The sequence below is a fragment of the Mycobacterium sp. RTGN6 genome (assembly GCF_033804605.1).
Lineage (GTDB): Bacteria > Actinomycetota > Actinomycetes > Mycobacteriales > Mycobacteriaceae > Mycobacterium.
Genome location: NZ_JAPZKZ010000002.1, coordinates 488,064 through 513,580, shown reverse-complemented (window position 1 = coordinate 513,580; position 25,517 = coordinate 488,064). Strand labels below are relative to the sequence as shown.

Below are 25,517 nucleotides of genomic sequence, written 5' to 3'. Positions count from 1 at the left end.
ATCGTCCGGCCTATCCGAAGGGTTGGTCCGGGCGGACGGGCCTCAGCACGACGTGCTGTCCTGCCTGCAGATGCAACATCGGGCTGACGCCCTCGGTGTCGACGACCTGCAGGTGACCAGTGAGCCGGTGGTCGAGTTGCGTCTCGACACCGGAGGTGATGGTGGTCTGGACTTCGGAGCGCAGCTTGTCGTTGTTGCGTGCCAGCTCGGTCAGCAGTTCTTCGCGGGTGATGCCCTGGCTCGCGGGTGGGATCTGCCGCCGGACGTCTGCCAGCGCGACGTCGAACCGGTTCTGTTGGCCGGCCAACTCGGCACGCAGGGCCGCGGCCTGGTTCGCCAGGGCAGTCGCGGTGCTCTGCCGTACCGTCGCCACCTCCGTCGCCGCGGAGGTGAGCGCGGTACGAATGTCGACGAGGCCACCCTGCAACGTGACCAGTTGGCCGTCCAGCCCGGACAATCTCTGGGCGAGGGTGGCGTTGAGCTCGGCCATCAACGAAGGTTTGGAGGCGGTGATCGCGGCCGTCACGCGGCCGTCGACTCTGCCCTCGAATCGGGTGATCCGCTCGTCGACGACGGCCTGCAACGCGACCGTCGCGGCGTCGACGCGGTCCTTCATCCGGTCCTCGGTGGCTCGCTGACCCTGCTCGACGACTTGCGTCACCTGCTGGGTGATCGCGGTCTTCAACTCGTCGCGGAAGTCGCCCGCGGCTTGCCTGGCGGCCTTCTCCGCGGATTGGGCCACCTCGTCGATGCGAGTGGTGAGCTGGTTGCGCAGCGCCTCGTTGAGGGTGGTCGCGCTGTCCTCGGCCTGGCGTACAGCGGCCAGCTTGGCCTCGTCGAGAAGTTGGGCCTTGGCTTCGTTCGTCAACCTCGCCGGCCTGCTCTTGATCGCTTCGGTCAGCTCGTCCTCGGTGACCAGCGTGGTGCGCAGCTCGGTCAGCCTTCGCTCGAACTCGCCTGCGTCCAGCAGTGTCCCGGTCGGCGTGGTGAGCCGTTCCTGCAACTGGTCGATCCGTCGCAGCCCGCTCAGCACGTCCGCCGGAGTGACGTCACCGAGGCCGGCGGCGAACGTGCTCACCGCGGACACGTTGGCGCCGATCGCATCCAGGGACGCGCGCAGGGCGGCGACTTCGTCGCGTGGATCCTTGAGGCCTGACACCGTGCGGGACAACACCGTCAGCGACGACGACCGGTCGAGATCGTTGGTCTCCTGCCGGTTGGTGACGACCCGCAGATCGCGGAGCTGGTTCGACACCTCGTCCAGCTGCCGTCCGATCAGGCCGGCCTGACGTTCGATGGCGGTGACCCGCGACGTCGACGTCGGGTCCGAGAGCGGCCCACGTTCGATCAGCGTCCGCAGCCGCGGGTCCAACCAACCGACCGCGACTTGGTCGGGGTGGGCGTGTTCGGGGATGGTCGAGTCGGCGTCGTCTTCCACGACGGCGCGAGCCACCTCCAGCAGCGCCCCGACCACCGTGTTCCAGTCATCAGCCGCGATCACCTCGCCGCGTGCCCGCGACGACAGCGGCAGCAGCCGGTCGACCAGTGCTTTGAGCCGCTCGATGTCGGCGATGCGTGCCATCGGTCACACCCCGCCAAGCTTCGAGAAGCGCTGCACCAGGCTGGTCCGCCGATACGTGTCGAGTTCCTGGTCGGCACTGAGCGTGCCACCGCTCGAGGCGAACGCCGCCGTGATGCCGACCATCGCCTTGACGTCGTCGTTGTCCATGAAGGCACCGGCGTTGGCGCCCTGAGCCAGGGCGATGCTCTGCAGCTCCGCGCCGAGCACGGTGCCGGCATCGGCGAGCTTGGACGAATACTCCAAAGTGCTGACCTGCCTGGTCAATTCGAGGTCGTTGACCCGCTGCAGAATGCGCTCCCGGTCGGCGCCGACCACTCCGCCTGCGTCGAGCACCTTGGTGGTCACCCTGCGCAGATTCTGGCTTTCGATGTCGCGGCGCAGTTCCAGCACGCTGTTGCCGAACGACTCGATGAACCGGCGCAGGTTGCCCTGCACTTCGTCGATCTTGGAGGCGATCTCCGGATGGTCGTGGCCGCGCGGGCTCACCAGCGAGGTGAGTTCGAGCACCGCTCCGGCAACGTCTGACACGGCGTTGACCAGTTGGTTCCAGTCGGTTGCCCTGATCGCCTCACCGGGGGCCTTGCCGCCGACCGCGGCGGCGGTGGTGCGAGCGGCGGACACGGTCTGCTGCACCGGACCGAGGTCGGCATCGGGGAGATCCCGAATCGGCGTGTCCCGGAAGTCATCTGGACGGATCGGCACTGGAACGTACGTGGGTTGCGGGACCGGCAAGGTGTGCACCACGCCGGTGTACAGCGGCCCGACCACGTTCGGGTGTTTGACGGCGATCTGCCACTGTCCCGGGTCGAGGTCGCGAACCAGCAGCGTCCCGTCGAGGAACGGTTTGCGATCCAACGTCTGCCCGGTGACCGGATTCGTCAGCGTGACAACGGCATCCCGGTTGGCCGGTGGATAGTTCTGCAGCTTGATGCTCAGGCTGCTCTTGGCGAATGGCATCGTCTTCTCCTTAGTCTGCGGATCTCAGCGCGCTAGCCACTGCAGGTCGCCGAACGGAAACTCGATCTCCCAGAACAGCGTCAGGTCGTGGTCGTTCCCCTTGGTGAGCGGCGGGAAGACGACGCGGTTGTAGAGCACGTCGGCGCCCGCTTGCCGCGACACCAGCGCGGCCTCACACAACGTGCCGACGCCGGCCGCATCCGGCAGGGTGGCCCGGACCTTGACCAGCACGCGGCTTTGCACCTCGTCGACGTCGACGACGAACGCGGTGGACGGGATCGCCGCGACGGTATCGCCCGTGAGGCCCGGCTGCCCTTGGCCGTCGTCGTTGCCGAGCGCGGAGACCGTGACCGACGTCGGGTCGGCGTCGCTGGTGCCGACGGCCATGTGGGTGATCGGGCCGCCCTTTCCAGTGAAGAGGTCGGCGATGAGCTGGCCACCGGTGCGCAGCACGGTGTTGTGCGCGGCCCGCGTCGCAAGCACGACGCCGCTGCGGTCGCAGAGCTGGACCTTCAACTTGGCTCGCATCGTCGTTCTCCCGTCACTGGTAGGTGCTGTCGTCGTAGACCGTGAGCCCGAACAGCCCGCCTGCATCGGTCAGCCGATCGATGCCGACGGTGCCGATGTCGCGCTGCGCAAGGCCACTGACGTACGTCAGGTGGTCGAGCTGACGCTGGCTGTCGTGCAGCGGGCGGAATCGCACCTCCGCGCGCACCCCGGCGGCGCTCAGCCGGCCGATACCTGCGCCGACGGAACTCTCGAGCTGTTCGCGCGCCTCGAACCCGTCGGCTCGCCCGCGGTTGCTCAGCGCTCCGGCATCGAGGTCGACGAGCAACGTTGCGGGCGGCGCCTCCTGCCAGCTCAGGTCGAGGTATGCGGCCGGGTCGGCGTAGAACATCGCGTGGTCGAACGACGACTGGTCCCATCGGCCCTCGGTCATGTCCAGCCCGGCGAGGGCGAGCAGCGCCCGGTCCAGGCCCGGCGCGTCGAAGTGTGCGACCGGTAGGAACCACAGGTCGTTGGCCCCTGGGCTCAGCACTAGCGCCTGCGGAGGTGTCGTGACGTCGGCCTGATTCCACGGGGTTCCCGGGGAGACCCGGCTGATGCTGCGCAGCTTGCGCGTCACGTCTTCGCGGTTCAGTTGTGCGGTGATCGATCCGTCATCGTTGGCGTGCAGCCACATTCGATCGCCAGGGCGCAGTTCGCCCAGATAGGTCAACGCGTCGCCGGTCGTGCGGTTCACCAGCACCGGCACGTACTCGCTGTGGCGACCGCCGGTGAACAGTGCCGACAGAGGTGTCGGGTCGAGGCCCTGGTGGCAAACCTGTTGGTGCAGCGGCTCGATGCCCTCGGGCCCGCCCAGCCGAAGAGTGCGCCGTCGTAGCGGGTTTTCGATGAGCGCGTGGCCGGTGCGGCCGAATTCGTCGCCCCAGTCCGCAAAGGGGGCCAGTACGTCGATCCCGTTCGTCTCTTCGAAGGCATTCACGTACAACTTCGTGAAGGCCTTCAACGCCGGGCCGGTGACCGCCCCGTACTGCAGTCGCGCGGTACGCAGTGCGTGGAACCAGGCCCGGTACTCGCCGAGTTGCTGCCATGTCTCGGGTGGGATGTCCAGCAGCGCCCCGATGGCCGCGGCCTCGTCCAACTCGACGGTGGTGTCGAACCAGTGGGCGCGCTGGATGATTCGCGCCTCCTCGTCGACGATCTCCAGTTGTAGGCCAGCCACGGCGGCCAGCCCGCGGACCAGGTCGCCGTCGGAATACAGGGTCGGCAATCGTCCGACCATGGCTTCGGCATGCGTGCTCATCCGGCCACCTCGCGCACGTCGAGGGTGCGGCGCCGGAGGGTCTGGCCTGCGGCTGGCGTGAAACTGCCCTGACCGTCGAGCAATTGGACGAACTGGCCCGAGGCCTCGACGACGATGCTGGCCTGCTCGCGCACCAAACCGAACATTGTCGTGGCCTGGAGGCTCGATGCCAGCCCCGCCAGCGTGAGCGGGTTCAGGGGCCCGGCCGCGGCCAGATACGCATCGACCGCGAGCTGCGCCGCGGCGGTTGCGTCGGCGAGCGCGACGCCCGTCTGCAGCTGGATCGGCAGTACCAGGTCGACGTCGGCGGTGGTGGCGACCACGCCGGTCACGGTGCGTTCCGGCTGCGGCGTCGGGAAGGTGAACGGGCGGACGACGTCAAGCACCTCGCCGGGCGCAAGGCTGATCGGCGTGCCCGGTGCGCCGTCCGGGTCGGCGAGCGTGAGCTCGGCATCAGCGATGAGCGGGTCGGTGAGCGCGGCGGCGGTCAGCACCGCCATCCGGATCGCGGCGCCCGGCGGTAGGTCGGCGAGTTTCTTGGCCACGCGCTCCTCGACGCCTGCGGTCAGCCGGTTGAGTTCGGCGCCGCTGACGCCGGTACCTGCCAGCACGAGTGCCGCGGTGACCCGCACGGTGCGACGCCTCGCGGCGCCGGTGTCGACACGGATCCCAGCCGGTCGGAGTTCGTCGATCCGCTCCAGCACCGCCTTCTCGACGGCCGGGTCCGGCCGCACGTAGGCCACGTCGGCGCGGACGACACCGGCCTGGCCATCCGGCCACTCGGTCAGTTCCACGGCCTTGACCCCCGGTACCGACAGAATGCCGAAACGCAACGCGTCGAGGGTGCCGCGGACGGTGCCGTGCAGCGCACCGCGGGCTCGTCGGCGCAGCGCATCGTCGGCCTCGGCGGCCGATTCGCGGAACGCTGCATCCGGATTGCTCACCTCGGAGATCCCGCCGATGCTCGTCTCGAGCCTGTCCAACTTGCCCGCGTCCACGACCGGGGTGTCGGCCGACACTCCTGCGGTGAGCACGCTGCGGGACTGCTCGCCGGCTTCCAGCGTGAGCTCGGTGACCGTGCTGTACCGCGCTGGAGGCGTGCCCGCATCGGTGACGACGGTGCCCGCCGGGATGGTGATCTTGCCGCCGGTGGCTGCGCTGCGGCCGAACCGGACGTCGACGAGTGGGTGGCGCGGGGGCAGTCGGGTGACGCCGATGAGCGCGACCACCTTGTCCAAGGCGGCGCCCTCGGCGGTCTCCATGAACGCCGACCGGTAGATCTTGTCGAGGTACTGCTCGTCTTGGGCGACTTCTCTCGCGACCGTCTCCAAGACCGTCCGCACCACGGAGCCGACGTTCAGATCGGTCAGCGGAACCGGCCGCGGGACCTGCACCGGGTAGTAGTTCACCGTGAGCTGGCTGCCTGCGATCGGCTTTCGGCCGTTGTCGCGGAACACCACGGCGTCGGCCAGACCGTCGTTGTCGATGTCGGCCAGGTCGAAGTCGGCGTTTCCGAACTGCACGGCCACGGGCATTCCGTCGACCTCGGTGACGCCCTCGAGGTGTGAGACACGGCGAATCGGCCGGGACGCCAACCTGTCCAGCCGCAGCGGTCCGGTGGCAGGGGCGATCGTGGGCTCCCGGACCGTGCCACCCGTCAGCGTGGTCAGCAGGTCTCTGACGATGTCCGCGTACGGGCGCGGCGTGTACTCCAGGTCGGTCACAGCGCCACCTCCAATCCGAGCGTGACGGGGTCTCCGCCCGACACCGGCTGGACCGCGATCTCCACGACGAAATCCCACGGCTGCTCGCGAGCAGGGTCGAAAACTATTGCCAACGGCTTGTTTTCAACTCGCGGCTCGTCGCGGATCGCTTCCAGGAGGTAGGCGCGGCACAGTCCGCGGAGCTCCTCGGTCTTGCCCTTCCCGATCAGCTCACCGAGCCGCGACCCGTACCCGGCGTGCCCGAGGTCGGCCAACGCACCCCGTGGTGTCAGCAGGCGCAGGATCAACGCCTGGGCTACGTTCTCGCGTCCGGTGATCGTGTCGAGGTCCGACAACTCATTTGCACCAGCGGGTTCCGGCTGCCAGCCCTGTGCTGGAGGCGGTTGGCCGACAACGGCGTTCGGCGTCGTACGCTGAACCGCCGTCGGACGCCTACGCAGGTCAAGCGCGGCGGCATCGTACGCCGCCATCCCTGGCGGGCCGAGCACGACGCGCAGGTCGGTGCCGAGTGGGGAGCTTTCGGTCATGGCCGCCTCACGAACCCTCAGCCGATCGTCACGGTCGGGACACCTGCGACGATCTGCCCGACCGGTGCCTCGACCGGGTCGTTGCAGGTGCGGACGGGGTCACCGTTACGAGCGGCGGCCTGGCCACCGATCAGCACGCCGGTACTGCCCATGTGCACGGTGCCCGAGTTGGTCGGCGGGGCCTGGAAGGCGACGCCGGGCGGGGTCGGCTGGTGCGGCGGCTGGTTCGTGGCGCCGGAGCCGACCACCGCCGCCGGTTGCCCGGCGATCTGCACGCTGTTGACCAGTCCGCAGTTCAGCGGTCCACAGAACGGATGCGGTAGCGGGGTCGGGATGGGGCCGCCGGGTGACGGCACCATCACGATGTGGGTGTCGACTCCGACTACGGTGGCGGCGCCGTTGGCAGCTGGCTGACCCATCAGTTCACCTCGACCCGCGGACCCGAGATGGCGACCGAACTCTGACCTTTGATCTCGACGTCATTGGCCTGGAGGCTGAGCTTTCCCGAGGTCTTCAGCACGATGTCGCCGCGGCCGGTCACGGTGACGCTGGCGTCGCCGACCCGAAGTTCGATCCGGCCGTTGCCCGCGGCCTCGACCGTCGCCTCGGCGTCGCCGGTCCGAACGTGCACCTTCGTGTCGTCGGCGACGACCTCGACGTCGCCCATCGTCACGGTGAGCTTCGGGTCCGCGCCGCGGAGCACCGCCCGGAAGGTGGGCTCCTGCTCACCCGCGGGCAATGCGAACACGACGTCACCCTCGCCGTGCTCCGGCGGAGCGAGGTCTGCGTGGTACAGCGTGCCGATCACCACCGGAGCGTTGACGTCGCCGTCGGCGAACAGCAGAACCACGAGGTCACCCGCGCGCGGGGTCGCTGCCTGCCCCGGAACGGGGACGGCGATCGGCACCCTCGGCAGCAACAGCCCGGTCTCCCGCAGCTCGACGGAGACCGCGTGGTCGTCGCCGTGGATGCCGTCGCCCACCACGCCGATCGCGGCGATCCAGCGGGCTGCGGCCTCATGCTGGGCGATTCGGGCGACGGAGTCGAACAGCGCGGCGGTCACAGCAGGCTCCCCACTGCGCCAACCAACAGGTCGAGCAAGCTGGAGCCGCCCGCGGCTTCCATGCTTACCGCCTCGAACGTGGTGCGGCCCGCAGGTCCCGGGCCGACGGAGTGCACCACCCGGGTCAACAGCCACGGCCCGACCGCGTCCGGCGTTGGCGCATCGGCGATTTCGACCGACGTGCCCGCGCGCAGGCCCGGCACCAGCCAGCAGGTGGCCGATAGTCGTGGTGCCCCGTTGTGGCTCGCCCGGGCTTGACTGGCCGTTGCGGCGGCCGACGGCGTGCGCAGCGCCGCCGCCGCCACGCGGATCGTCCGGGGGCCGGGTTTCGGCGCGTCGTCAGGCAATGTCTCGACGCTCTGCAAGCGAGCCCGCGGGTCGGAGGCGTCGCCCGCGGGACCGTTGCCGATCGAGACGACGTCGGCGGCGGGTGCCACCGCGCTGACGCTCAGTTCGGCGATTTCCCGGCCGTAGCGCAGCGCGGTTTCCGCAGGCGGTGATGGGAACTTCCGCACCTCGACGCCACCGTCGGCGGAGGCCGCGACGAATGCGCCGCCCCACGCAGCGAGGGCGGTCAGGTGCTCCCACGCCGTGCGACCCTGATCGGCGACGTAGCACGCAAGGTCGAGATCCAGGTCAACGGCCACAGTGCTCACGCCGGCCTCGCGGGCCAGTGCGCTGGCGATGGCGCTTGCACTCTGCTGCTCGAAGGTGCTGCCAGGACGGACCGCCGCCAACGCGGCGGACGCATCGCCACACAACACGACGGTCTGGTCCAACGTCCTCCGGACGGCGGATACCGTCCCGGTGAATGCGGTTGTCTCCTCACCTGATTCACCGATCAGCGCGAGCTCGACGTCGTCGCCCGGTTTGGCATCGACCCGAAGGTCGCGCGGAACGCTGACGCGAGCCGATCCGACCGCGGGCCCGATCGGCATGGTGAGCCGCACTCCGGCGAGGCCGCCGGTGTAGCGCAGCGAGCCGATCGTGGCGGTCGCGCCGAAACTCAGCACCGTCATCAGTTGCCGCCCAACAGTTTGGCCAGTGAGTCCGCGACGTCGTTGAACGTGCCTGCGGCCTTCGTCACGTCGGCGACGGTGTCCGACAACGGCTTCAGTGGCCCTCCGACGTCGATGCTGCCGAGGCTGGCCAGGGCGGACAGCTGATCAGCCACCTCCATCACCGCGTCGACCGCGCCTGCGACGTCACCGGCGATGCCCGCGATGTCGTCCATGATGTCGGCGTCGAACCCCAAGTCGCCGAGGCCGAAGTCGTCGAGCCCGCCGAAGCCGCTGACCTCGGCCGGCGGTGGCAGCGGAGGACTTTCGACGAGGCAGAGTTCGTAGCCGACGAGCTTCGCGGCACCCGCGACGGCCTGCGCGCGAAGATCGGTGACCACCACCTGTCCCAACTCGAGCGCGACCGTGATGTCGGTCGAGAAGGACACTTCGGTGCCTTCGCCGGCCAGCTTCTGCAAGCTGCCGAGATCGGCCATCGCGGTGTCGCCGGACAGCACGCCGCGGATCCAGATGCTGTGCGAGCCCCGCCCCGCCCTTTGAAGTACGTCACCGTCGAGACCGGGGACGGCGATGCGTGCGAACCCGGCGCTCATCACGTGATCGAGCTGCTGGACCGAACTCAGGGCGATGTCGCCGACGAGCGGCATCGGCGGCGGCGAGGGGGTCGTCATCGGCGCAGCCCTCGCAGCTCGGATTCCTCGTCCAGCAGTGCGGCGAGCTGATCGGCCAGTCCGAAGACGTCGAGCCGAGCTTGGCCGGGAGCCGCGCCCGGCGCCGTCCGCGTGGCGATCGGGGTGTCGTCGACGACGGTCGGTGCGGTGGACGAACTGGCGAGGGTGGCGCGGTACGGCGACGACGCGCCGAGCGAGCTGGTCGTGGAGCACACCGTGGACACGGTTGAGGCGACGGCGGATTCGGGGAGCCCCGTCGGCTCGGGCGGGTCTTCAACGCGCGGACCGACCGGCGGTGCGCTGGGCCAGTCCGACGTGGGCCGACCGCCCGCGCCCTGCTGATCCGACCAGGCGAGGCGGATCGGGCGCGGAACGCACACCGGCTCGCCGGGGGCCACGAAACCGTCGGCGGCAGAGGGCGTTACGAGCAACGGCGATGCGTTTTCGGCACGCGCGGTCGGGTGCATGGATTCCAGCCCGGCCGGCGTCGGTGCGGAGCCGACGTGCGATGGCCAGCTCCCTTCGGGCACCGTTGGGAAGGGCGCGGGGAAGTCATCACTCGACGCGCTTTCCGCAACGAGTCGGGGCCGATCGTCGGACGGCGTTGGGCGGTCGTTGGACTCCGTTGACCCCATGCGGTCCAACAGGTTTCGTTCAAGCGCGCGCAGTGTTTCCGCCAGCGGCGCCGATGCCGGATGGTCCGGGGCGACGACGATGCTCGTCCATTCACTGCCGTCACCCTCGCCCGGTGCCTCCGCCGTTAGGAGGTCGACCAGATCGGCGTCGGCGTCGAAGACGTCGCGGGGTGCCCACCCTGCCGCCACCAACCGCGCCAGCTGCGCGGCGAACCCGGGCACCGCGCGCTCGGGCCGGGCTCCGGCGAGATGCAACGCGATGATCTGAGCGATCTCGTCGTCGGCTACCTGCGCTTGGTCGGCGGTTTCCGGCTCGCCCGCGTGCGCCAAGACCGTTGCCCCCAAAGGGCTGTCGCTGGAGGCTACGTCGTCGAGCACCCGCCACCGCTCGCCGAAGCTCAGCGGGCGAACGACCCGACCGCCGACGTCGAGCGCGCCGCCGGGGCGGGCGCGCACCGCGATCGTGCTGCCCGCGAGCTGCGCGACACCGGCAGCCAGGTCGAGAGTGACGACCGAAATCGGCATGGTGTCGGCTATCGCATCCTGGCGGCGCTGAATGCGTACACCGCCGTCCCCTGGCCGTTGACGGCCAAGTCGAACGTCTTCTCCGTCAGGCAGCAATCGTCGAAGGTCACCGTGGCCTCCGTGTCACCGTGCCGCAGGTTGGCGATTATCTGGAAGAGCTGGTCTGCTGCGAGCCCATCGAGCTTCGAGCTTGCCGACGTGACCCGCAGTCGGCCCTGGACTTCGTACGCGCCGGAGACGACCCCGACCCGTTCGGTGCTACCAAGGGCATAGATGTTGGTGCGGTCGTGCCGGGTCCGGTAGTCGATACCCTGCACGCCCTCGACGGGCTCGCCGTCGACCAGGACAGTGCTTTCGGAGGCTGCGAAAATCGTTGGCATGGTTCAGATCTCCTGGGTCGCCTAGTTCTTGACGCGGATCGTGGCGTACACGTAGTCGATTGCCCGCACCGGGCGTACCGCGATGTCCACCCGGACGATGCCCTGTGCGAAGTCCTGCTGTGTCGAATAGACGTCGACGAGGAACGCCGGGTCCGTGCCATCGGTGCTCGGTACCAGCGCGCCGGACCGCTCCAATCGGGTGAACGTCGCAATGAGCTGTTGCTTCAAGGCCTCTCGGGCATCGGCGGAGTTCAATCGGCCGATGAAGTTCTCGCTGATCGCCTTCGTCTCGCGGATGCATCGATCGGCGACGCGGGTCACCGAAATCTGGTCGCCGAACGTGTTGATGCCCTTGAGCACGATCACTCCGTGTCCGGCCCGTTGCTGTACGACGAGCAGGTTGACGGTCGGCCCCAGCAGCACGTTGAGTTGGCTCTCCCGATAGGTCGACGGCGGGACGCCGAGCAGCTGGGTGGGCTGGAAGGTGGGCGAAATCTCCGGGTTGATCCGGCCGAGCAGCCCAACGACGGCGCCGGTGGCGCCGGGTGGGGCGATGAGCACGAACCGCCGGTTGCGCACCGCGGCAGCGTGATCGCGGATGGCGTCGAGGTTGCCGGCGTCCGCGCCACGTATCGACCCGAACGCCACCCGCGGCGCACCGGCGTCACTTGCCACGAGGGCATGCGCGAGCAGCGCCTGGTGGATCTGGATCACGTCGTCCGAGCTCGACGCGGAATCGAAGCATGCCATCACCAGGTCGATGCGGGGGTCGTCGGAGAGCAAGTCGATCGCTGTGCGGTAGGCGGCGACGTTGGGTGAGGCACCACCGGCGAACGCCACCGGGGCCGGCGTCGCCCGCGGTAGTCGCAACGCTCCCTCCAGCGAGCTGTGGGGCACGGCGCGCACGAACCGGCTCAGGGCCGAGAGCAGGGCGGGCAAGTGCCGCGCCGAATCCGGATCCATGGTCAAGTTCTCGAAGAACTCCTGCCGGGCACCGTTGCGGCGCACTTCGAGTGATATCTCGTCACCTTCGCCCGCGATGGTCACCGCCACACCGTCACTCGGCGCGCCAGGCTTCAGCTTGACGTCCATCAGCACGGTGCCTGCCGCGTCCTTCTGCTCTACCGCCACGGAGCCCTCGGCGCCGAGCGGGTAGGTCCCCGGCTTGGGGTCGTCGCCGTCGAAGTTGGGCTCCACGGCCACCACGTAGTTGGACTGGGCGTTGATCACCGAGAACAGGTCCTGCCGCTGGCCCGGCTCGACGATGAGGTCGTCGAAGCGTTCCACCTCCTGGCTGTTCTGCAGGATCCGCAACGTGACCCGGACGAGGTTGCCGTCGGCATTGGTTACGGTTCCGACATCGACGCTCAGCTGGTTCGCCCACGCGCCGCGAGACCGCGCCCGCAGCCGGACCGCAGGCGCCTCAGTGGAATTCATCAGTGTCGCGGTGGCGGCCGTCCCGCCTGCAACGGCGGAAACCAGCACCTCCCTGGCGCCCGTCGACAACGCTGCCACCGCTTCTGGCATCGACGCCACGGTTCCTGGACCGCATAGATCTTGCAGTTCCGACACCCGGCTGACACCGACCAAGCGAGCGGTGGCCGGTGGGCGGTCGACGACCCCGACGACGCCGACGATGCCTGCTGCGGCGGGAAGTGGTGGCAGCACATCGAAATTGGCCTCGACGGATACGCCCGGCACGACTAGAACAGGCATGAAAACCTCCGTGGTGGTTTCAAATTCGCGTGAGCCGTCGGGTTCACGCGATCCGCTGAATCACTGGCGCGGCGGCCGATCGGCTCGCCCCTCATCCCGGGGATCCCTGCCTGATCGCGTCGTCGATCCAGCCCCGGACTTCGTCGACGAGGTCGGTGATGTCGTCGAAGCGACGCCGTCGGTCCAACGATGGATCCACGAGTTCGCCCGTCACCTTTCCGCCCCCTTCGACGACGATGCGCAACACGAGCACGAAATGACGTTTGGCGGAAAGCTTGTCCGCCGGGTCACCTTCCGCCATGAAGACCTCATCGCTTCGATCAGAACTCAGTTGTACCGGCCGGGGCTCAGCCCCGAATGAGGTCACGGCCGTGGCGGATGAGCCGCCAGTGAGGTCTGGATGAGGTTTGGCGGAGGGGCTCGTTCAGATGTGACCCGGATCGGTCCGGATCAGCTGGAAGAGTTGTTCGGTTGCGGGCTCCGGGGTGGCGTCGAACTCCTCGGCGAGGATCAGCCGACAGACGTTGTACTGCCTCAACGCCTGCGCACGTGCCCCCAGTCGGACGTATGCCCGCATGGTCATGCGGTGCGCGTCTTCCCGACAGGGATCGACCCCGAGCAGCCGGACGGCGTAGGCCAGCGCCTGCTCGTAGTTTTCGAGCGCGAAGTTGGCGTCGGCCAACCGCGCCAAGGCGTTCAAACACACCGCGCGCAAGCGCTCCCGCTCCAATAGCCCGGAGATGTCCGCATCGGAGGTCAGATCGCCGCGGTAGAGCAGGACGGCGTTCTGGTACGAATCGATGGCCGCCGCCGTTGCACCCTCCGATAGAAACCGATCTCCAGCGTCGACCGCCGACTCGAACTCCACTACGTCGACCTTCAGTCCGCCATCGAGGTTCAGGAGATAGTGCGCCTGCATGTGAACGATCGGCGGCTGTCCCCCTAGGGCATCGGCCAGCTGAATCTTCAGCTCGTGCACGAGGGTGTTCAAGCTCTGGTACGACAACACGTGCGACGTGCCGGGCCATATCCTTTCCACCAGTGTTTCGCGGTGAACCCCGGACCGGGCCTGCATTGCGAGCGCGCTAAGCAGCCGCTCTGCCTTTCCACCCGATCGCAGCGGTGCCGGGATGCCCATCTTGATGAGTTGAAATGGACCAAGAAGGCGAACGGAAACTCCTGCTGATTCAGGACGAGCCGGGCGGTGGCGGTCCAATACGGTCGAGCCGAACATTGCCGAAGGTTGGGGTGCCGCCGTCATTTCTACCGCCTCGTATTGACTGGCCACTGCACGAATTATTTCCCTGTTTGACCGGCGGCAGAAGAGTAGTCGACTACTCACTTCGTGCAGGTCGGGAATTCAGTGCTGCAGGCAAACTTTGCAGTTCGAGGTCGCCCATCGCCGTCGCTTGCTGAATTCACGCGAGCTGTCTTCAAGTGGTGATGTCCCGCTATTTTTCCCGCAAGGTCGACGACCGAGCCGTTGCTCTCAAATGAGCGAATTCGTTGTGAGCAACTACCCCTAGAACGCCAGCACGGCGACCAGCCACGCCGCCGTCGCCATCAGCGCGCCCGCGAGCTCGACCAGCACCGACAGCGCGACGCCCTTCATCGCCTGCACAGTCGACGCCCACGCCTGCCGCTGGTCTCGGCGGTTCGACAGTTCGGCGAGATAGACGCCGAGCACGAACCCAAGGATCAACCCGACGACCGGCACGACGAAGAACCCGATGATCCCGAGCACGCCACCCGCGAGCAGGCTCCAGGTTCCGACGTCGGCGCTGCGCATCCGCTTCATCGGCCACAGGTACTTGACCAGTAGCGCGACGGCCAGCACGACACCGGCGACGCCGAGCGTCACCCATGCGACGGTCGTGCGCTCGAAGAGCGCCCACACCAGGATCGCCGCGAACACCAGGATGGACCCCGGGAGCAGCGGCACCAGAATGCCGACCAACCCGACGAAGATGGCGACGCCGACGAGGATGATTCCGACGGTGCTCATGACCAGAGCCTATGGGGTCACGGCGGCGAGTTGCCGGGCGAGATCGACGAAGTCGTCGGCCACGAAGTCGAATTCGCCGTCCTCGACCCTCGGCGGCTTGCGTCCTGGGCCGCGCTCCAGCGGCCGAGCCACGTACGCCGTCATCAGACCGGCGGCCCGCGCGGCGCGCAGATCGCTCGGGTGCGCAGCCACCAGCGCGAGCTCACTGGGTGCGACGTCGAGCAGGTCGGCGCAGCCGAGGTACGCCTCGGGATCCGGCTTGTAGTGGCGGAACAGTTCGGCCGAGATGACGCAGTCCCACGGCAGTCCCGCACGCTTGGCCATGTTGGTCAGCAAGGACACGTTTCCGTTGGACAGCGTCGTGATCACGAAGCGCTGTTTGAGGAGCGCCAGCCCCTCGACGGAATCGGGCCACGGGTCGAGCCGATGCCACGCGCGGTTCAGTTCTTCGATGTCGGCGTCCGGCACGGAGTCGATTCCGGCTCGATCGAGTAGTTCATCGAGGATCAGCCTGTGCAGCACGTCAATCTTCAACCACGGAAGCTCGCCGTTGCGCACTCGGTTCATCGCCGCCGGGTATCCGGCCCGCCACTCATCGGCGAAGGTCGCCCAATCCTCGGCCAGCCCATGCCTTTCGCCGAACATCTCCAGTTCACCGATGATGCTGCCGCGCCAGTCGACGACCGTTCCGAAAACGTCGAAAGCCAACGCCCGCGGGCGGTTCACTGCTCGATGTTCTTCGCGCAAGCGCTCATCACGGCTCCAGCACGAGCTTCCCGTGAATTCCCCCGTCGGCCAGGCTCTGCAGGGCGGCCCGCCCCTCCGACAGCGGGAATCGCACGGGCGGCGGCGGCCGCAGGCCCGCGTCCACCAACTTGCCGAGTTCCCGACCAACCGCGGCCTGCGCGCCGGGGGTCCGGCCCGCGAACTCGCCCCAGCCAACGCCGACGACGCTCACGTTGCGGAGCAGCAGCCGGTTGACCTTCACGGTGGGAATGCCGCCTGCCGCGAAGCCGAGCACGAGCAAACGCCCTTCGGTCGCCAGCACCCGGATCGCGTCGTCGAACGGATCCCCGCCGACGGGGTCGACCACCACGTCCACGCCACGGCCGTCGGTGTGATCCCGCACCGCCTTGGCCCACCCGTCGGTCAGCGGGAGCACGACGTCCGCCCCGAGCGACTCGACGAACTCCGTCGCACCCGCACGGTGCACCATGGCAATCACCTTGGCGCCCAACGCCTTGGCGATTTGGATGGCTGCGGTTCCCACTCCGCCCGCGGAGCCGAGCACGAGCACGGTCTCACCGGCGAGCAACGCGGCTCGGCGGGCTAGGGCGAAGTACATCGTGTAGTAGTTGCCCAGCAGGCAGACCGCGGACGCGTCGTCCAGTCCGTCCTGCGTCGGGACCACGCTGTCCACCGACACCGCGACCCGCTCGGCCCAGCCACCCAGCAGGCTGAACGCCGAGACCCGCTGCCCGACGACGAATCCCGACCCATCCGGTGCCGACCGCACGGTGCCAGCCACCTCGACACCGGGGATGAAGGGCGACGGCATCTTGAGTTGGTACTCGCCCCGCAGCATCAGCAGATCGGGGAAGCAGACGCCGGCCGCACCGACGTCGACGATGACGGCACCATCGCCCGCCACGTCGTCGACGTCGGTGTAGACCAACCCTGCCGGTCCGGAAAGCTCCTGTGCAACAACCGCTTTCACGGGCTGGATTCAGCCGAGCTTGAAGCTGGCCGACTTCGCCGCTGACAGATCGGTGATCTCGCCCCACTTGCCCGCGACGTCGTCGACCGACGGCACGCTGTCGAACGTCACACCGTCGTTCTGGAACAGCGCGGTGCGCTGCACCTTGCCGCCCCCAACGATGAAGATCGAATCGGTGTCGGGCAGTTCCTCGGTGCAGAGGTACGCCACGACCGGCGCGACGTACTCGGGCGTCAGCTTCTCGAAGACCTCCTTGGGCAGGATGTCCTCGGTCATGCGGGTGGCCGCGATCGGCGCGACGGCGTTGGCCTTGATGTTGTACTTGGCGCCTTCCTGGGCCAGCGTGTTGATCAGGCCGACGAGCCCCAGCTTGGCGGCGCCGTAATTGGCCTGCCCGAAGTTGCCGAACAGGCCGCTAGTCGACGTCGCGACGACGACGCGGCCAAAGCTCTGTTCGCGGAAGTGCGGCCACGCCGCGCGAAGGACGTTGTACCCGCCGTAAAGGTGGACCTTGAGCACCGAGTCCCAGTTCTCGTAGGTCATCTTGTGGAACGTGCCGTCACGCAGGATGCCCGCGTTGCTCACCACACCGTGGATGGCGCCGAACTCGTCGATCGCCGTCTTGATGATGTTCTCGGCGCCCTCGGACTCGGCGACGCTGTCGTAGTTGGCGACGGCGCGGCCGCCGGCCTCCTTGATCTCGGTGACGACCTGGTCGGCCATGTTGTGTCCGGCACCCGTGCCGTCGCGGGAGCCGCCAAGGTCGTTGACCACGACACAGGCCCCTTCGCGGGCCAGGGTCAGCGCGTACTCGCGCCCGAGTCCTCCTCCGGCTCCGGTGACGGCGATGACGCGATCCTGCACTCCGGGCATTGCGTTCCTCTCTCGAACCTCATTGACGAGTGGTTGCGAACCGCCGACAAGCCCCTGCTAGAAGAGCTTGCGCGCCAGCTTCCACGCCTTCTCTGTATACGGCGGGTAGATCATCGCAGTTAAGTCGGGTCGGGTCGGCTTCGTCATCACTGTCTTGCGGTGGCTGAACTCCTCGAAGCCCCACTTGCCGTGATAGGCGCCCATCCCCGACGGCCCCACCCCGCCGAACGGCAGCTTCGTGGTGGCGAAGTGGAACAGCAGATGATTGATGAGCATGCCCCCGGACGAGACCTCCCGGATCACCCGTTCCCGCGTGCTCTTGGCCTTGGTGAATAGGTAAGCCGCCAGCGGCTTCGGCCGCGCGTTGACGAAAGTGATTGCCTCGTCAAGGGATTGGACGGTGACGACGGGCAAGATGGGTCCGAAGATCTCGTCGGTCATCAACGGCTCGTCGAGCCCGGGGTCGACGACGACGGTCGGCTCGATCTTCAGCGCCGCGGCGTCCGACCCGCCACCGACGACGACGCTGCCCTTGGTGGCAGCCAGCGATGCGGTCAGCCGGTCGAAGTGCCGCTGGTTCACGATGCGCTTGCCACCCGTCGCCTCCGCCTCGAACGCGCCGACGGCGGCCTTGATCTTGTCGACCAATTCGTCACGGACGCTGGCCTCGACCAGGAGGTAGTCCGGCGCGATGCAGATCTGGCCGGAGTTGATGAGCTTGGTCCACGCGATGCGCTTGGCGGCGACGTCGAGGTCGGCGTCGGCGGCGACGATCACCGGGCTCTTGCCGCCGAGCTCCAGCGTGACGGGCGTCAGGTGCTTCGCGGCACCCTCGTACACGCGGCGCCCGATCTCGGTTCCGCCGGTGAAGCAGAGCTTGTCGAAGCCCTGTGCGATGAGCTCCTGGCTGACCGCCCCGTCGCCCTCGATGACGGCGACGGCGTCGGGGTCAAGGTACTTCGGCACGAGCTCGGCCATCACCGCCGAGGAGGCAGGCGCGACTTCGGACGGCTTGAGCACGACGGCGTTGCCCGCAGCGAGCGCGCCGACCGCCGGTCCGAGCGTGAGCGCGAACGGAAAGTTCCACGCGCCGATGACCAGCACCATGCCATACGGCTCGTACTCGACCCATCCGCGGCCCGGCAGCTGCGACAACTCCAGCCGCTGGCGCTTGCGCTTGGCCCACTTGCCGACGTTCTTGGCGGCGTCGGCGGCCTCGGCCGCGGTGCCGACGATGTCGGCCAGCCACGCCTCGAACGGTTGGCGTCCGAGGTCTTGTTCCAGCGCGGCGGCGATGGCGCTCTCGTTCTCGGTGAGTAGCTTCTCCAAGGCGTGAAGCTGCTGCCTGCGCCAGTCGAGGTCGCGGGTCCGACCGGTCGCGAACGTCTTGCGCAGTTTGGCGACAACGGCGGGGATGTCCACGGTGGCGGATGCCGCTGGCGCCGAGGCGGATGGGGCGACGAATTCGGTGGTCATGGCGGAGTCCTTCCTGACCCGAGGAACAGGATCCGATCCTAACCAACCAGGTGGTTGGCGAACAGGCCCCGTCGGGATGGACCCGTCAGCGCCGCCCCGTCACGAAGCTCGAAAAGGCGGAGTCCTGCGTCGCGTCGACCTGGACCGCGCGATCGAGCCTGCGCATCTCGTCCTGTGAGGTGACGGACGAGGCCGTCCAGCCGTGCGCGTCCAGCCACTCGGCGACGTCGGCGCGGTCGGCGTCGTTGTACATGAGCTCGGCCACGTCGACGGATTCCTCGATGTCGAACTTGGCGCGCAGCTGTTGCAGCCGCCCGCGCATGCGCTCGCGCCGTTCACCGGCTTGCGGCCCGACGGTCTCGACGGCGACGCGGCTGCCCGCCGCGCTCAGCTCGGTGAGCTGTTCGAACAGGCGGTCCTGCGCGTCGGCGGGCAGATACATCAGCAGACCCTCGGCGAGCCAGGCCGTCGGCGTCGACGCGTCGAACCCCGCTTGGCGCAAGGCCTTCGGCCAATCGTGGCGCAGGTCGATCGCCACCTGGCGCAGCGTGGCCGCGGGCTGCACACCGTGCTCGGCGAGGGTCGTCGCCTTGTACTTGAGCACCTTCGGCTGGTCGAGCTCGTAGACCGTGGTGCCCGCGGGCCAGTCCAACCGGTACGCGCGCGAGTCGAGCCCCGACGCCAGGATGACCATCTGCCGGATGCCCGCCGCGGCCGCCGACGTGAAGAACTCGTCGAAGAAGTGGGTTCGCACGGCCTGGTAGTTGGCCATGTGCCGGAACATCAGGCCGGCCTCGGCGTCGGCTTCGGTGACCTTGGCGACGAAGTCGTCGTTGATCATGTAGTCCCACACCCCGGTACCTGCGCCCGCGACCAGGAGTTTGGCGTACGGATCGCGGATCAGCGGCTCCGGCCGGTCGGTCTCGGCGGCGCGGGCCGCGGCGACCATGACCGCGGTGGATCCCACGCTTGTCGCGATGTCCCAGGTGTCGTCGTGGGTGCGCCGTGAGCTCATGTCATCGCTCCAGTTCGGGTCGGGCGCGCAGCAGCGCAGGAATTCGTTCGCAACCCTACCGAAATTAGATTAGCCAGGCTATGTGGTGCGTGGGCGCTGGTAGCCCGAAGACGTGCAAGCTACTCGGACAGCGTCCAGAGTTTGTTTCCTAGCAGCCGCTCGAGCGTCTCGACGATGGTGCCCAACTCGTCGTGCCCGCCGACGTAGCCAGCATAGAAACCCATGCCCCACATCACGGCCACCAACATCTCGACCAGGGTGGCCACGTCGGTGTCCGTGGTGAGTTCGCCGCGCTCGATCGCGTCGGTGACTGCCCAGTTCACGAACGCGCGGGACGTCTTCAACGAGTTGTGCTCGTCGCGGCTCAACTCGGGGTGTCGCTGGGATTCCAGCACCGACGTCACCAGGAATGCCGCGGAGGAACGGTCGCGGGAATCGGCCTGCATCGCAGCGGAGAAGAAGGCCGAGAGCCGCTTCAGCAGGGACGTCTCACCGTGCGCCTTCTCCATGCCCGCGGCAACCACCAGCTCATTCGTCTTCTCGACCACGTCGCGGTAGAGCACGCGCTTGCTAGCGAAGTAGTGGTTGATCGCGGGGCGGGTCAGATCGGCGCGGATCGCAATCGCCTGGAATGTCGCTGCGTCGTAACCAAGTTCGCTGAAAACCTCACGCGCCGCCCGCACAATGCGCTCACGGGTTTCGGCCGCCTTCGCTGCAGGCGGACGTCCTGGACCCCGGGTCGCGGTATACGGCACGGTCAAATTGTGCCACATGTCACCTGGCCTTCTGGTGTGAATCGGTTTCGGCGCCGTCAATCAATTTTGCTCAGCAAACATTCATGCGCGTCAAAGTCAATTTTGACGGACTCTGGCACCCGGGCCCGACTGACAACTATGGTGTCCAGCCATGGCAGGCGTCATTTCTCGGGAGTCGTACTTCGAGACGGGCCTCGACGTGCTGTCGGACCTCGGCTACGGCGGCCTGAAACTGGCCGAGGTGTGCCACCGACTCGGCGTGACGACCGGCTCCTTCTATCACTACTTCGCGAACTGGTCGGCCTACACGCGGGACCTGGTCGCGTACTGGGTGCAGGTCAGGACCGTGGGGATCATCGAGGAAGTGTCGGCGGAGCCCGATCCCCGGGTGCGCGTCGGCAGGCTCATCAACGAAGGGTTGGCGCTGCCGCACGGCGCCGAGGCGGCCATCCGGGTGTGGAGCGCGATCGACCCCGACGTCAACGAGGTGCAGGCCGCCGTCGACCTGCAGCGCTTCGACGTCTTGCGTGAGTCGGCGCTCGAGATCCTGAAGAACGAGCACCAGGCCCGGGTGTTCGCCGCGTGGGGCCTCTACGTGCTCGTCGGCTACGAGCAGGCACTAGTGCCCCGCAACGCCGGCGATCTCGCCTGGATCGCGGTCCAGCTGCTCGATGCGTTGGACGAAGGGCGCTTCGGGACGGTTCCCGAGCCCGACTGAACCCGACTGGCTCGGCCACGCGGCTACGATCGGCGTTCATGCTGACCCCGGCTGGCGTGTGGCGCCGGGCCGTCGGCCGGATCCGCGAAAAAGACCCAGAACACGACGCGCTGCGTCGAGCGATCCGCGCCGCGCTCGTCCTTCCGGTCGCGGCGATGGTCGGATTCGCGGTCGGCGGAGGTTCGCAGACCCCACTGTTCGCCATCTTCGGGTCGGTGGCGCTGCTCGTCATCGTCGACTTCCCCGGCAACCGGGCCGCGCGGGCGGTGGCGTACGGCGGGCTTGGGTTCAACGGTTTCGTGCTCATCACGCTGGGCTCGCTGGTCGCGCCCATCCCGTGGCTCGCGGTCGCGACGATGTTCGTGCTGGCCGTCGTAGTGACCTTCTCGGGTGTGCTGAGCGAGATCATCGCGGCCGGCCAGCGGTCGACGCTCCTGACGTTCGTGTTGCCGGTGTGCACACCGCCGGGACCGATCCCCGACCGGCTGCTCGGCTGGGCGATCGCGCTGGCCCTTGCCGTCCCCGCGGCGCTGTTCCTGCTTCCTCCGCGCCACCACGACGAATTGCGCAACCACGCCGCCCAGGTCTGCCGAACCCTGGCCGCCCGGCTCGAGGGGACCGCGTCTGCCGACGACGTGACGACCGCGATGGATGCGCTGCGCGCCAACTTCCTCGGCGCCGACTACCGGCCGGTCGGACTGACCGCGGGCAGCCGCGCGCTGGTACGGGTCGTCGACGATCTCGAGTGGCTGTCCGCTCGCGTCGCCGACAACACCGGCGCCTTGCTCTTCGAGATGCGCATCCCGATCGTGCGGGTGCTGCGGGAATGCGCGGCGGTGCTGCACAGCCCGCGGGGTGCCGACCGGGCCCGCCACCGCGCGGCGCTGGTCACGGCGCTCGCCGAGCAGCGGGCGGCGTCGCGGAGCCGCTATCGCGCCGACGTGCTCGAGATCCTCGGCGAGGCCAGTGACGCCGCTGCCATCGGCACGGGGCGCAGGCTGCTCACCATCCGCACGTTCTCCGCGTGTGTCGGGGCGACGGGCCGCGTCGTAGGGCAGGCCGCGGACGCCGACGCCAGGCCGGTGTGGGCGCGGGTGCTCGGCCGACGGCTGCCGGAGTCCGGCGCGGCCGACCGGGTGCTATCGGAGTCCGAGGCCATCGCATCGCTGCCGACGGGGTTCGTCGCCACTCGTGCGGTGGTGGTCCGCAACAGCCTGCGCACCGGGCTCGGCCTGGCCGCGGCCGTCGCGATCACCCATCTGTTCCCCGTGCAGCACGGGTTCTGGGTCGTGCTCGGCGCGATGTCGGTGTTGCGCAGCAGCGCACTCACCACGGGCACCCGCGTGGTGCGGGCCGTCGGGGGTACGGCGATCGGGTTCGTGCTTGGCGCGGTGTTCATCGAGTTGATGGGTGTCGACCCGCCGGTGATGTGGGTGATGCTGCCGCTCGTTGCGTTCGGGTCGGCCTACGTGCCCGAGGTGGCGTCGTTCATTGCCGGGCAGGCGATGTTCACGATGATGGTGTTGATCATCTTCAACCTCATCGTCCCAACGGGCTGGAGCGTCGGGCTGATCCGCGTCGAGGACGTCGTCGTCGGAGCGTTGGTTGGCGTAGTCGTCTCGACGCTGCTGTGGCCGCGGGGCGCCACCGCGCACGTGGCCCGGACTGTGGACGCCGCCTACGCCGCAGGCGCGCAGTATCTGATGGCGACGGTCCGGCGCGTCACCCGCGGCGCCTACGAAGAGTCGAACGACCGGGTCTTCGCGCTTGGCCACGACGCGCTGACTGCGTCGCGGACGTTGGATGACGCAGTGCGTCAATATCTTTCGGAGAGTGGTGGCGCGACGGACCTGCGGGCCCCGGTGATCCGCGCCTCCAACCGCGCGGTGCGGCTGCGCGCCGCGGCCGAGCTGATCGCCGACGTCGTCCCGCCGCCGCTGACCGCCTACCCGCGGGTGCGCTCGGTGCTCGAGGCTCACGCGACCGCGGTGTGCGAACGGCTCGGCGGCGACGATCCCGCCCACGAGCACGGACCGATCAGCGACGACTTCGTGCTGGGACTGCGCGCCGAGTCCGATGGCAGCGACCTCTCGGTCGCGGCGGCGCTGCCGCTCGTCACGGTCGCGGCCAGCCTGGGTGAGCTGGAGTTGTTGTATCCCAAGCCCGTCCGCCCGGTCGCGCTCTCCAAGCCCTAGCGCCGTCGGCGCTGCCCTTCCCGATCGAGATTCAGGTAGCGCACTACTCGTGCCCGCCACGGACTTACGAGTCAGCCTTGAACTGCCCGGTGGTTTGAGAGTGGGGTGACTCGACATGAGAGCGCTGACAGAGCAGCGACTGCACATCGCGGTCGGGCCGACGCCGCACGAGGCACCGCCCGCCGTTGGCGAGCCGCCCGCAGCCCGGCGAGGCTTGCGCTCGGGGCGGCCGCCGCGTTCGGTGTGGCGCGAGCGAGCGCGTAGCCGACTCTCCGATCTTCAGGTGCAACTCGACGAACTGCCGCCCGATCGCCAGTTGGCAGGACAATGCCGCGAGGCGCGACGCCAACTCGAGGAGGCGTTGAAGATCCTCGACACTCGTCCGCAGCTGCGCGGCATGTGGAACGGCATCGACGTCGAAGCCACGTGGGTCAGGATCCACTCCATCGATGCGGCCGTCATTCGCCTGGCCGACCCACAGGTAGTGAAGGCGAAGCTGCCAAGCATCGTGGCCGACGGCGGCGAACTACTTGGCAAGGACAACCGCCGCGTTGCCACACTGCGTGAGTACGTCGAAAAGCCGGAGTGGGACAGACACGCCCGAGAGTCGATCGCGCACAGCGTCAGGGCGGTCTACGAGGCTTCGGACAGCGAGAACGTGCGGCTTCGCAGCTTCCGCAACCTGCTGTTCGGCGCCACGCTAGCGCTGGCGCTGATCGCCGTTGGGTTGGCATTCGTCGACGTCACCAGGCCGTCGGCGCTGGGACTGTCGGCCGCGATGACGGGCAACGGCGCCGACTTGTCATCGCGCGGCAACATCGTCGTCGTGGAGCTGCTTGGCCTCGTCAGCGCCAGTTTGGTTGGCGCACTGTCGCTTCGACGCATGCAGGGAACGTCGAGCGCGTACGCGGTCCCGATGGCGACGATGCTGCTCAAGCTCCCGGCCGGCGCGCTCGCGGCAGTGGCCGGATTGCTGATGATCAAGGCCGGTATCGTCGGCCCGTCAGTCAGCGCCTCGTCCAGCGCGCACGTCATGGGCTATGCATTGCTGCTCGGCGCTTCTCAACACAGCATCACCGGACTCGTCGACCGTCAGGCGCAGAAGGTGCTCAACGGCGTTTCGTCGAAGGACAACGCTTAGCGGCCCGCGGTGTGTGGCATCAGCGCGTTCGGCGGGATGTTCCCGAATCTGCCTGCGTTGAAGTCCTCGAGCGCCTGGACGACCTCCGACTTCGAGTTCATCACGAACGGGCCGTACTGGAACACCGGCTCGCGGATCGGCTGGCCGCCCAGGATCAGCACCTCCATGGTCGGCCGATGGGAATCCTGTTGGACCGCTGCACTTACCGTGATGCGGTCACCGGAGCCGAGCACCGCGAGCTGGCCCTGTCGGATCGGATTGCCAGCCGGGCCGACGGCGCCGTCGCCGGACAGCACGTACACCAGCGCGTTGAACTCGGGGTTCCACGGCAGGCTCAGCTGTGCGCCAGGCTCGATCGTGGCGTGCACCAACGTGATCGGCGTGTGCGTCCCGCCGGGTCCGCGCTGCCCATCGACCTCGCCCGCGATGACGCGCACCAGCGCACCGCCGTCGTCGGACGACAGCAGCTTCACGTCGCCACCTTCGATCGCCTGGTACCTCGGCGTCGCGAACTTGTCTTTGCGCGGCAGGTTGACCCACAGCTGGATGCCGTGGAAGACGCCGCCGCTCTCGACGAGTTCGGCGGGCGGGGTCTCGATGTGCAGGATGCCCGCGCCCGCCGTCATCCACTGGGTGGCGCCGTCGGTGATCAGCCCGCCACCGCCGTGCGAATCCTGGTGCGCGAAGCGACCATCGATCATGTACGTCACGGTCTCGAAGCCGCGGTGCGGATGCCAGTCCGTCCCACGCGGCTCACCGGGCTGGTACTCGACCTCGCCCATTTGATCCATGTGGACGAACGGGTCGAGGTCCGCGGGGCGGACGCCCGCGAACGCGCGCACGACGGGGAAGCCCTCGCCCTCGTAGCCCTGCGGGCCGGTGGTGATCGACCGCACCGGCCGGTCGCGGTCCGTCACCGACGGCGCTGCGATTCGGGGGAGCGTGAGCGTATCTGCGGTGATGGCGGGCATCGGTACCTCCTGGAAATCGGGACTACCGCTTACAACCGGACTACG

The 25,517-nt window shown here is 68.3% G+C and carries 26 protein-coding genes; 3 read left to right on the top strand and 23 right to left on the bottom strand.

The window, feature by feature from the left end; translation table 11 throughout:
- Positions 1-10: 10 nt before the first annotated feature.
- The 22 genes from SLQ33_RS06710 to SLQ33_RS06605 all read right to left on the bottom strand — a co-directional run bounded on the left by SLQ33_RS06710 (position 11) and on the right by SLQ33_RS06605 (position 20,447).
- Positions 11-1,582 (bottom strand): hypothetical protein, encoded by a 1,572-nt coding sequence (locus SLQ33_RS06710; protein WP_319453019.1) that lies wholly within the window; start codon positions 1,580-1,582, stop codon positions 11-13.
- A 3-nt stretch (positions 1,583-1,585) separates the two neighbouring features.
- Positions 1,586-2,539: a hypothetical protein gene (locus SLQ33_RS06705; RefSeq protein WP_319453018.1), complete on the bottom strand. Its 954-nt coding sequence runs from the start codon at positions 2,537-2,539 to the stop codon at positions 1,586-1,588.
- 24 nt (positions 2,540-2,563) lie between these two features.
- Positions 2,564-3,067 (bottom strand): hypothetical protein, encoded by a 504-nt coding sequence (locus tag SLQ33_RS06700; protein WP_319453017.1) that lies wholly within the window; start codon positions 3,065-3,067, stop codon positions 2,564-2,566.
- A gap of 13 nt (positions 3,068-3,080) precedes the next feature.
- Positions 3,081-4,346, bottom strand: a complete 1,266-nt coding sequence (locus SLQ33_RS06695; protein ID WP_319453016.1) for a hypothetical protein — start codon at positions 4,344-4,346, stop codon at positions 3,081-3,083.
- Positions 4,343-6,070 (bottom strand): baseplate J/gp47 family protein, encoded by a 1,728-nt coding sequence (locus SLQ33_RS06690; RefSeq protein WP_319453015.1) that lies wholly within the window; start codon positions 6,068-6,070, stop codon positions 4,343-4,345. The genes SLQ33_RS06695 and SLQ33_RS06690 overlap by 4 nt, the downstream gene beginning before the upstream one ends.
- The gene (locus SLQ33_RS06685; protein ID WP_319453014.1) at positions 6,067-6,597 is read right to left on the bottom strand and encodes a hypothetical protein; all 531 of its coding nucleotides are present in this window, start codon (positions 6,595-6,597) and stop codon (positions 6,067-6,069) included. The genes SLQ33_RS06690 and SLQ33_RS06685 overlap by 4 nt, the downstream gene beginning before the upstream one ends.
- A gap of 17 nt (positions 6,598-6,614) precedes the next feature.
- Complete coding sequence (locus SLQ33_RS06680) at positions 6,615-7,016, bottom strand: PAAR domain-containing protein (RefSeq protein WP_319453013.1); 402 nt, start codon at positions 7,014-7,016, stop codon at positions 6,615-6,617.
- Positions 7,016-7,660, bottom strand: a complete 645-nt coding sequence (locus SLQ33_RS06675; RefSeq protein ID WP_319453012.1) for a phage baseplate assembly protein V — start codon at positions 7,658-7,660, stop codon at positions 7,016-7,018. Before SLQ33_RS06675 ends, SLQ33_RS06680 begins: the two co-directional genes overlap by 1 nt.
- Positions 7,657-8,679, bottom strand: a complete 1,023-nt coding sequence (locus SLQ33_RS06670) for a hypothetical protein (RefSeq protein WP_319453011.1) — start codon at positions 8,677-8,679, stop codon at positions 7,657-7,659. The genes SLQ33_RS06675 and SLQ33_RS06670 overlap by 4 nt, the downstream gene beginning before the upstream one ends.
- Positions 8,679-9,350, bottom strand: a complete 672-nt coding sequence (locus SLQ33_RS06665) for a hypothetical protein (RefSeq protein WP_319453010.1) — start codon at positions 9,348-9,350, stop codon at positions 8,679-8,681. Before SLQ33_RS06665 ends, SLQ33_RS06670 begins: the two co-directional genes overlap by 1 nt.
- Positions 9,347-10,510 (bottom strand): hypothetical protein, encoded by a 1,164-nt coding sequence (locus SLQ33_RS06660; protein WP_319453009.1) that lies wholly within the window; start codon positions 10,508-10,510, stop codon positions 9,347-9,349. The genes SLQ33_RS06665 and SLQ33_RS06660 overlap by 4 nt, the downstream gene beginning before the upstream one ends.
- Before the next feature lie 8 nt (positions 10,511-10,518).
- On the bottom strand, positions 10,519-10,890 hold the full coding sequence (locus SLQ33_RS06655) for a hypothetical protein (protein WP_319453008.1): 372 nt from the start codon (positions 10,888-10,890) through the stop codon (positions 10,519-10,521).
- A gap of 21 nt (positions 10,891-10,911) precedes the next feature.
- A complete protein-coding gene (locus SLQ33_RS06650) occupies positions 10,912-12,606 on the bottom strand; it encodes a phage tail sheath C-terminal domain-containing protein (protein ID WP_319453007.1) in 1,695 nt (564 codons plus the stop codon).
- Positions 12,607-12,697: 91 nt separating this feature from the next.
- Positions 12,698-12,907, bottom strand: a complete 210-nt coding sequence (locus tag SLQ33_RS06645) for a hypothetical protein (RefSeq protein ID WP_319453006.1) — start codon at positions 12,905-12,907, stop codon at positions 12,698-12,700.
- 123 nt (positions 12,908-13,030) lie between these two features.
- Positions 13,031-13,744, bottom strand: a complete 714-nt coding sequence (locus tag SLQ33_RS06640) for a bacterial transcriptional activator domain-containing protein (protein WP_319453005.1) — start codon at positions 13,742-13,744, stop codon at positions 13,031-13,033.
- Positions 13,745-14,128: 384 nt separating this feature from the next.
- Positions 14,129-14,611, bottom strand: coding sequence for a DUF456 domain-containing protein (locus tag SLQ33_RS06635; RefSeq protein WP_319453004.1), 483 nt, complete (start codon positions 14,609-14,611; stop codon positions 14,129-14,131).
- 9 nt (positions 14,612-14,620) lie between these two features.
- On the bottom strand, positions 14,621-15,337 hold the full coding sequence (locus SLQ33_RS06630) for a haloacid dehalogenase type II (RefSeq protein WP_319453003.1): 717 nt from the start codon (positions 15,335-15,337) through the stop codon (positions 14,621-14,623).
- Positions 15,338-15,365: 28 nt separating this feature from the next.
- Entirely contained in the window at positions 15,366-16,328 is a 963-nt protein-coding gene (locus SLQ33_RS06625) for an NADPH:quinone oxidoreductase family protein (RefSeq protein ID WP_319453002.1), read from the bottom strand.
- A gap of 9 nt (positions 16,329-16,337) precedes the next feature.
- Entirely contained in the window at positions 16,338-17,201 is an 864-nt protein-coding gene (locus SLQ33_RS06620) for an SDR family oxidoreductase (RefSeq protein WP_319453001.1), read from the bottom strand.
- A gap of 57 nt (positions 17,202-17,258) precedes the next feature.
- Positions 17,259-18,677 carry an aldehyde dehydrogenase family protein gene (locus SLQ33_RS06615; RefSeq protein ID WP_319453000.1) on the bottom strand — a complete coding sequence of 473 codons (1,419 nt, stop codon included), beginning with the start codon at positions 18,675-18,677 and terminating at the stop codon, positions 17,259-17,261.
- An 85-nt stretch (positions 18,678-18,762) separates the two neighbouring features.
- A complete protein-coding gene (locus tag SLQ33_RS06610) occupies positions 18,763-19,692 on the bottom strand; it encodes a class I SAM-dependent methyltransferase (protein WP_319452999.1) in 930 nt (309 codons plus the stop codon).
- A 119-nt stretch (positions 19,693-19,811) separates the two neighbouring features.
- Complete coding sequence (locus tag SLQ33_RS06605) at positions 19,812-20,447, bottom strand: TetR/AcrR family transcriptional regulator (protein ID WP_319452998.1); 636 nt, start codon at positions 20,445-20,447, stop codon at positions 19,812-19,814.
- A 151-nt stretch (positions 20,448-20,598) separates the two neighbouring features.
- Here SLQ33_RS06605 and SLQ33_RS06600 point away from each other — a divergent pair, with 151 nt between their 5' ends.
- The 3 genes from SLQ33_RS06600 to SLQ33_RS06590 all read left to right on the top strand — a co-directional run bounded on the left by SLQ33_RS06600 (position 20,599) and on the right by SLQ33_RS06590 (position 24,501).
- Positions 20,599-21,165 carry a TetR/AcrR family transcriptional regulator gene (locus SLQ33_RS06600; protein ID WP_319452997.1) on the top strand — a complete coding sequence of 189 codons (567 nt, stop codon included), beginning with the start codon at positions 20,599-20,601 and terminating at the stop codon, positions 21,163-21,165.
- Between the two features lie 38 nt (positions 21,166-21,203).
- On the top strand, positions 21,204-23,360 hold the full coding sequence (locus SLQ33_RS06595; RefSeq protein WP_319452996.1) for an FUSC family protein: 2,157 nt from the start codon (positions 21,204-21,206) through the stop codon (positions 23,358-23,360).
- A 115-nt stretch (positions 23,361-23,475) separates the two neighbouring features.
- Positions 23,476-24,501, top strand: a complete 1,026-nt coding sequence (locus SLQ33_RS06590; RefSeq protein WP_319452995.1) for a hypothetical protein — start codon at positions 23,476-23,478, stop codon at positions 24,499-24,501.
- Here the strand turns inward: SLQ33_RS06590 and SLQ33_RS06585 are convergent.
- Positions 24,498-25,472, bottom strand: coding sequence for a pirin family protein (locus SLQ33_RS06585; RefSeq protein ID WP_319452994.1), 975 nt, complete (start codon positions 25,470-25,472; stop codon positions 24,498-24,500). The two genes, SLQ33_RS06590 and SLQ33_RS06585, sit on opposite strands and share 4 nt — an antisense overlap.
- Between the last annotated feature and the right edge of the window lie 45 nt (positions 25,473-25,517).

What these genes read in the sequence shown, in the direction of transcription:
- SLQ33_RS06595 (WP_319452996.1), top strand. Translation starts at nt 21,204, where the DNA reads ATGCTGACCCCGGCTGGCGTGTGGCGCCGGGCCGTCGGCCGGATCCGC.
- SLQ33_RS06650 (WP_319453007.1), bottom strand. Translation starts at nt 12,606, where the DNA reads ATGCCTGTTCTAGTCGTGCCGGGCGTATCCGTCGAGGCCAATTTCGAT.
- SLQ33_RS06665 (WP_319453010.1), bottom strand. Translation starts at nt 9,350, where the DNA reads ATGACGACCCCCTCGCCGCCGCCGATGCCGCTCGTCGGCGACATCGCC.
- SLQ33_RS06705 (WP_319453018.1), bottom strand. Translation starts at nt 2,539, where the DNA reads ATGCCATTCGCCAAGAGCAGCCTGAGCATCAAGCTGCAGAACTATCCA.
- SLQ33_RS06635 (WP_319453004.1), bottom strand. Translation starts at nt 14,611, where the DNA reads ATGAGCACCGTCGGAATCATCCTCGTCGGCGTCGCCATCTTCGTCGGG.
- SLQ33_RS06615 (WP_319453000.1), bottom strand. Translation starts at nt 18,677, where the DNA reads ATGACCACCGAATTCGTCGCCCCATCCGCCTCGGCGCCAGCGGCATCC.
- SLQ33_RS06700 (WP_319453017.1), bottom strand. Translation starts at nt 3,067, where the DNA reads ATGCGAGCCAAGTTGAAGGTCCAGCTCTGCGACCGCAGCGGCGTCGTG.
- SLQ33_RS06660 (WP_319453009.1), bottom strand. Translation starts at nt 10,510, where the DNA reads ATGCCGATTTCGGTCGTCACTCTCGACCTGGCTGCCGGTGTCGCGCAG.
- SLQ33_RS06710 (WP_319453019.1), bottom strand. Translation starts at nt 1,582, where the DNA reads ATGGCACGCATCGCCGACATCGAGCGGCTCAAAGCACTGGTCGACCGG.
- SLQ33_RS06645 (WP_319453006.1), bottom strand. Translation starts at nt 12,907, where the DNA reads ATGGCGGAAGGTGACCCGGCGGACAAGCTTTCCGCCAAACGTCATTTC.
- SLQ33_RS06590 (WP_319452995.1), top strand. Translation starts at nt 23,476, where the DNA reads ATGAGAGCGCTGACAGAGCAGCGACTGCACATCGCGGTCGGGCCGACG.
- SLQ33_RS06620 (WP_319453001.1), bottom strand. Translation starts at nt 17,201, where the DNA reads ATGCCCGGAGTGCAGGATCGCGTCATCGCCGTCACCGGAGCCGGAGGA.
- SLQ33_RS06695 (WP_319453016.1), bottom strand. Translation starts at nt 4,346, where the DNA reads ATGAGCACGCATGCCGAAGCCATGGTCGGACGATTGCCGACCCTGTAT.
- SLQ33_RS06600 (WP_319452997.1), top strand. Translation starts at nt 20,599, where the DNA reads ATGGCAGGCGTCATTTCTCGGGAGTCGTACTTCGAGACGGGCCTCGAC.
- SLQ33_RS06585 (WP_319452994.1), bottom strand. Translation starts at nt 25,472, where the DNA reads ATGCCCGCCATCACCGCAGATACGCTCACGCTCCCCCGAATCGCAGCG.
- SLQ33_RS06680 (WP_319453013.1), bottom strand. Translation starts at nt 7,016, where the DNA reads ATGGGTCAGCCAGCTGCCAACGGCGCCGCCACCGTAGTCGGAGTCGAC.
- SLQ33_RS06655 (WP_319453008.1), bottom strand. Translation starts at nt 10,890, where the DNA reads ATGCCAACGATTTTCGCAGCCTCCGAAAGCACTGTCCTGGTCGACGGC.
- SLQ33_RS06670 (WP_319453011.1), bottom strand. Translation starts at nt 8,679, where the DNA reads ATGACGGTGCTGAGTTTCGGCGCGACCGCCACGATCGGCTCGCTGCGC.
- SLQ33_RS06610 (WP_319452999.1), bottom strand. Translation starts at nt 19,692, where the DNA reads ATGAGCTCACGGCGCACCCACGACGACACCTGGGACATCGCGACAAGC.
- SLQ33_RS06685 (WP_319453014.1), bottom strand. Translation starts at nt 6,597, where the DNA reads ATGACCGAAAGCTCCCCACTCGGCACCGACCTGCGCGTCGTGCTCGGC.
- SLQ33_RS06640 (WP_319453005.1), bottom strand. Translation starts at nt 13,744, where the DNA reads ATGGGCATCCCGGCACCGCTGCGATCGGGTGGAAAGGCAGAGCGGCTG.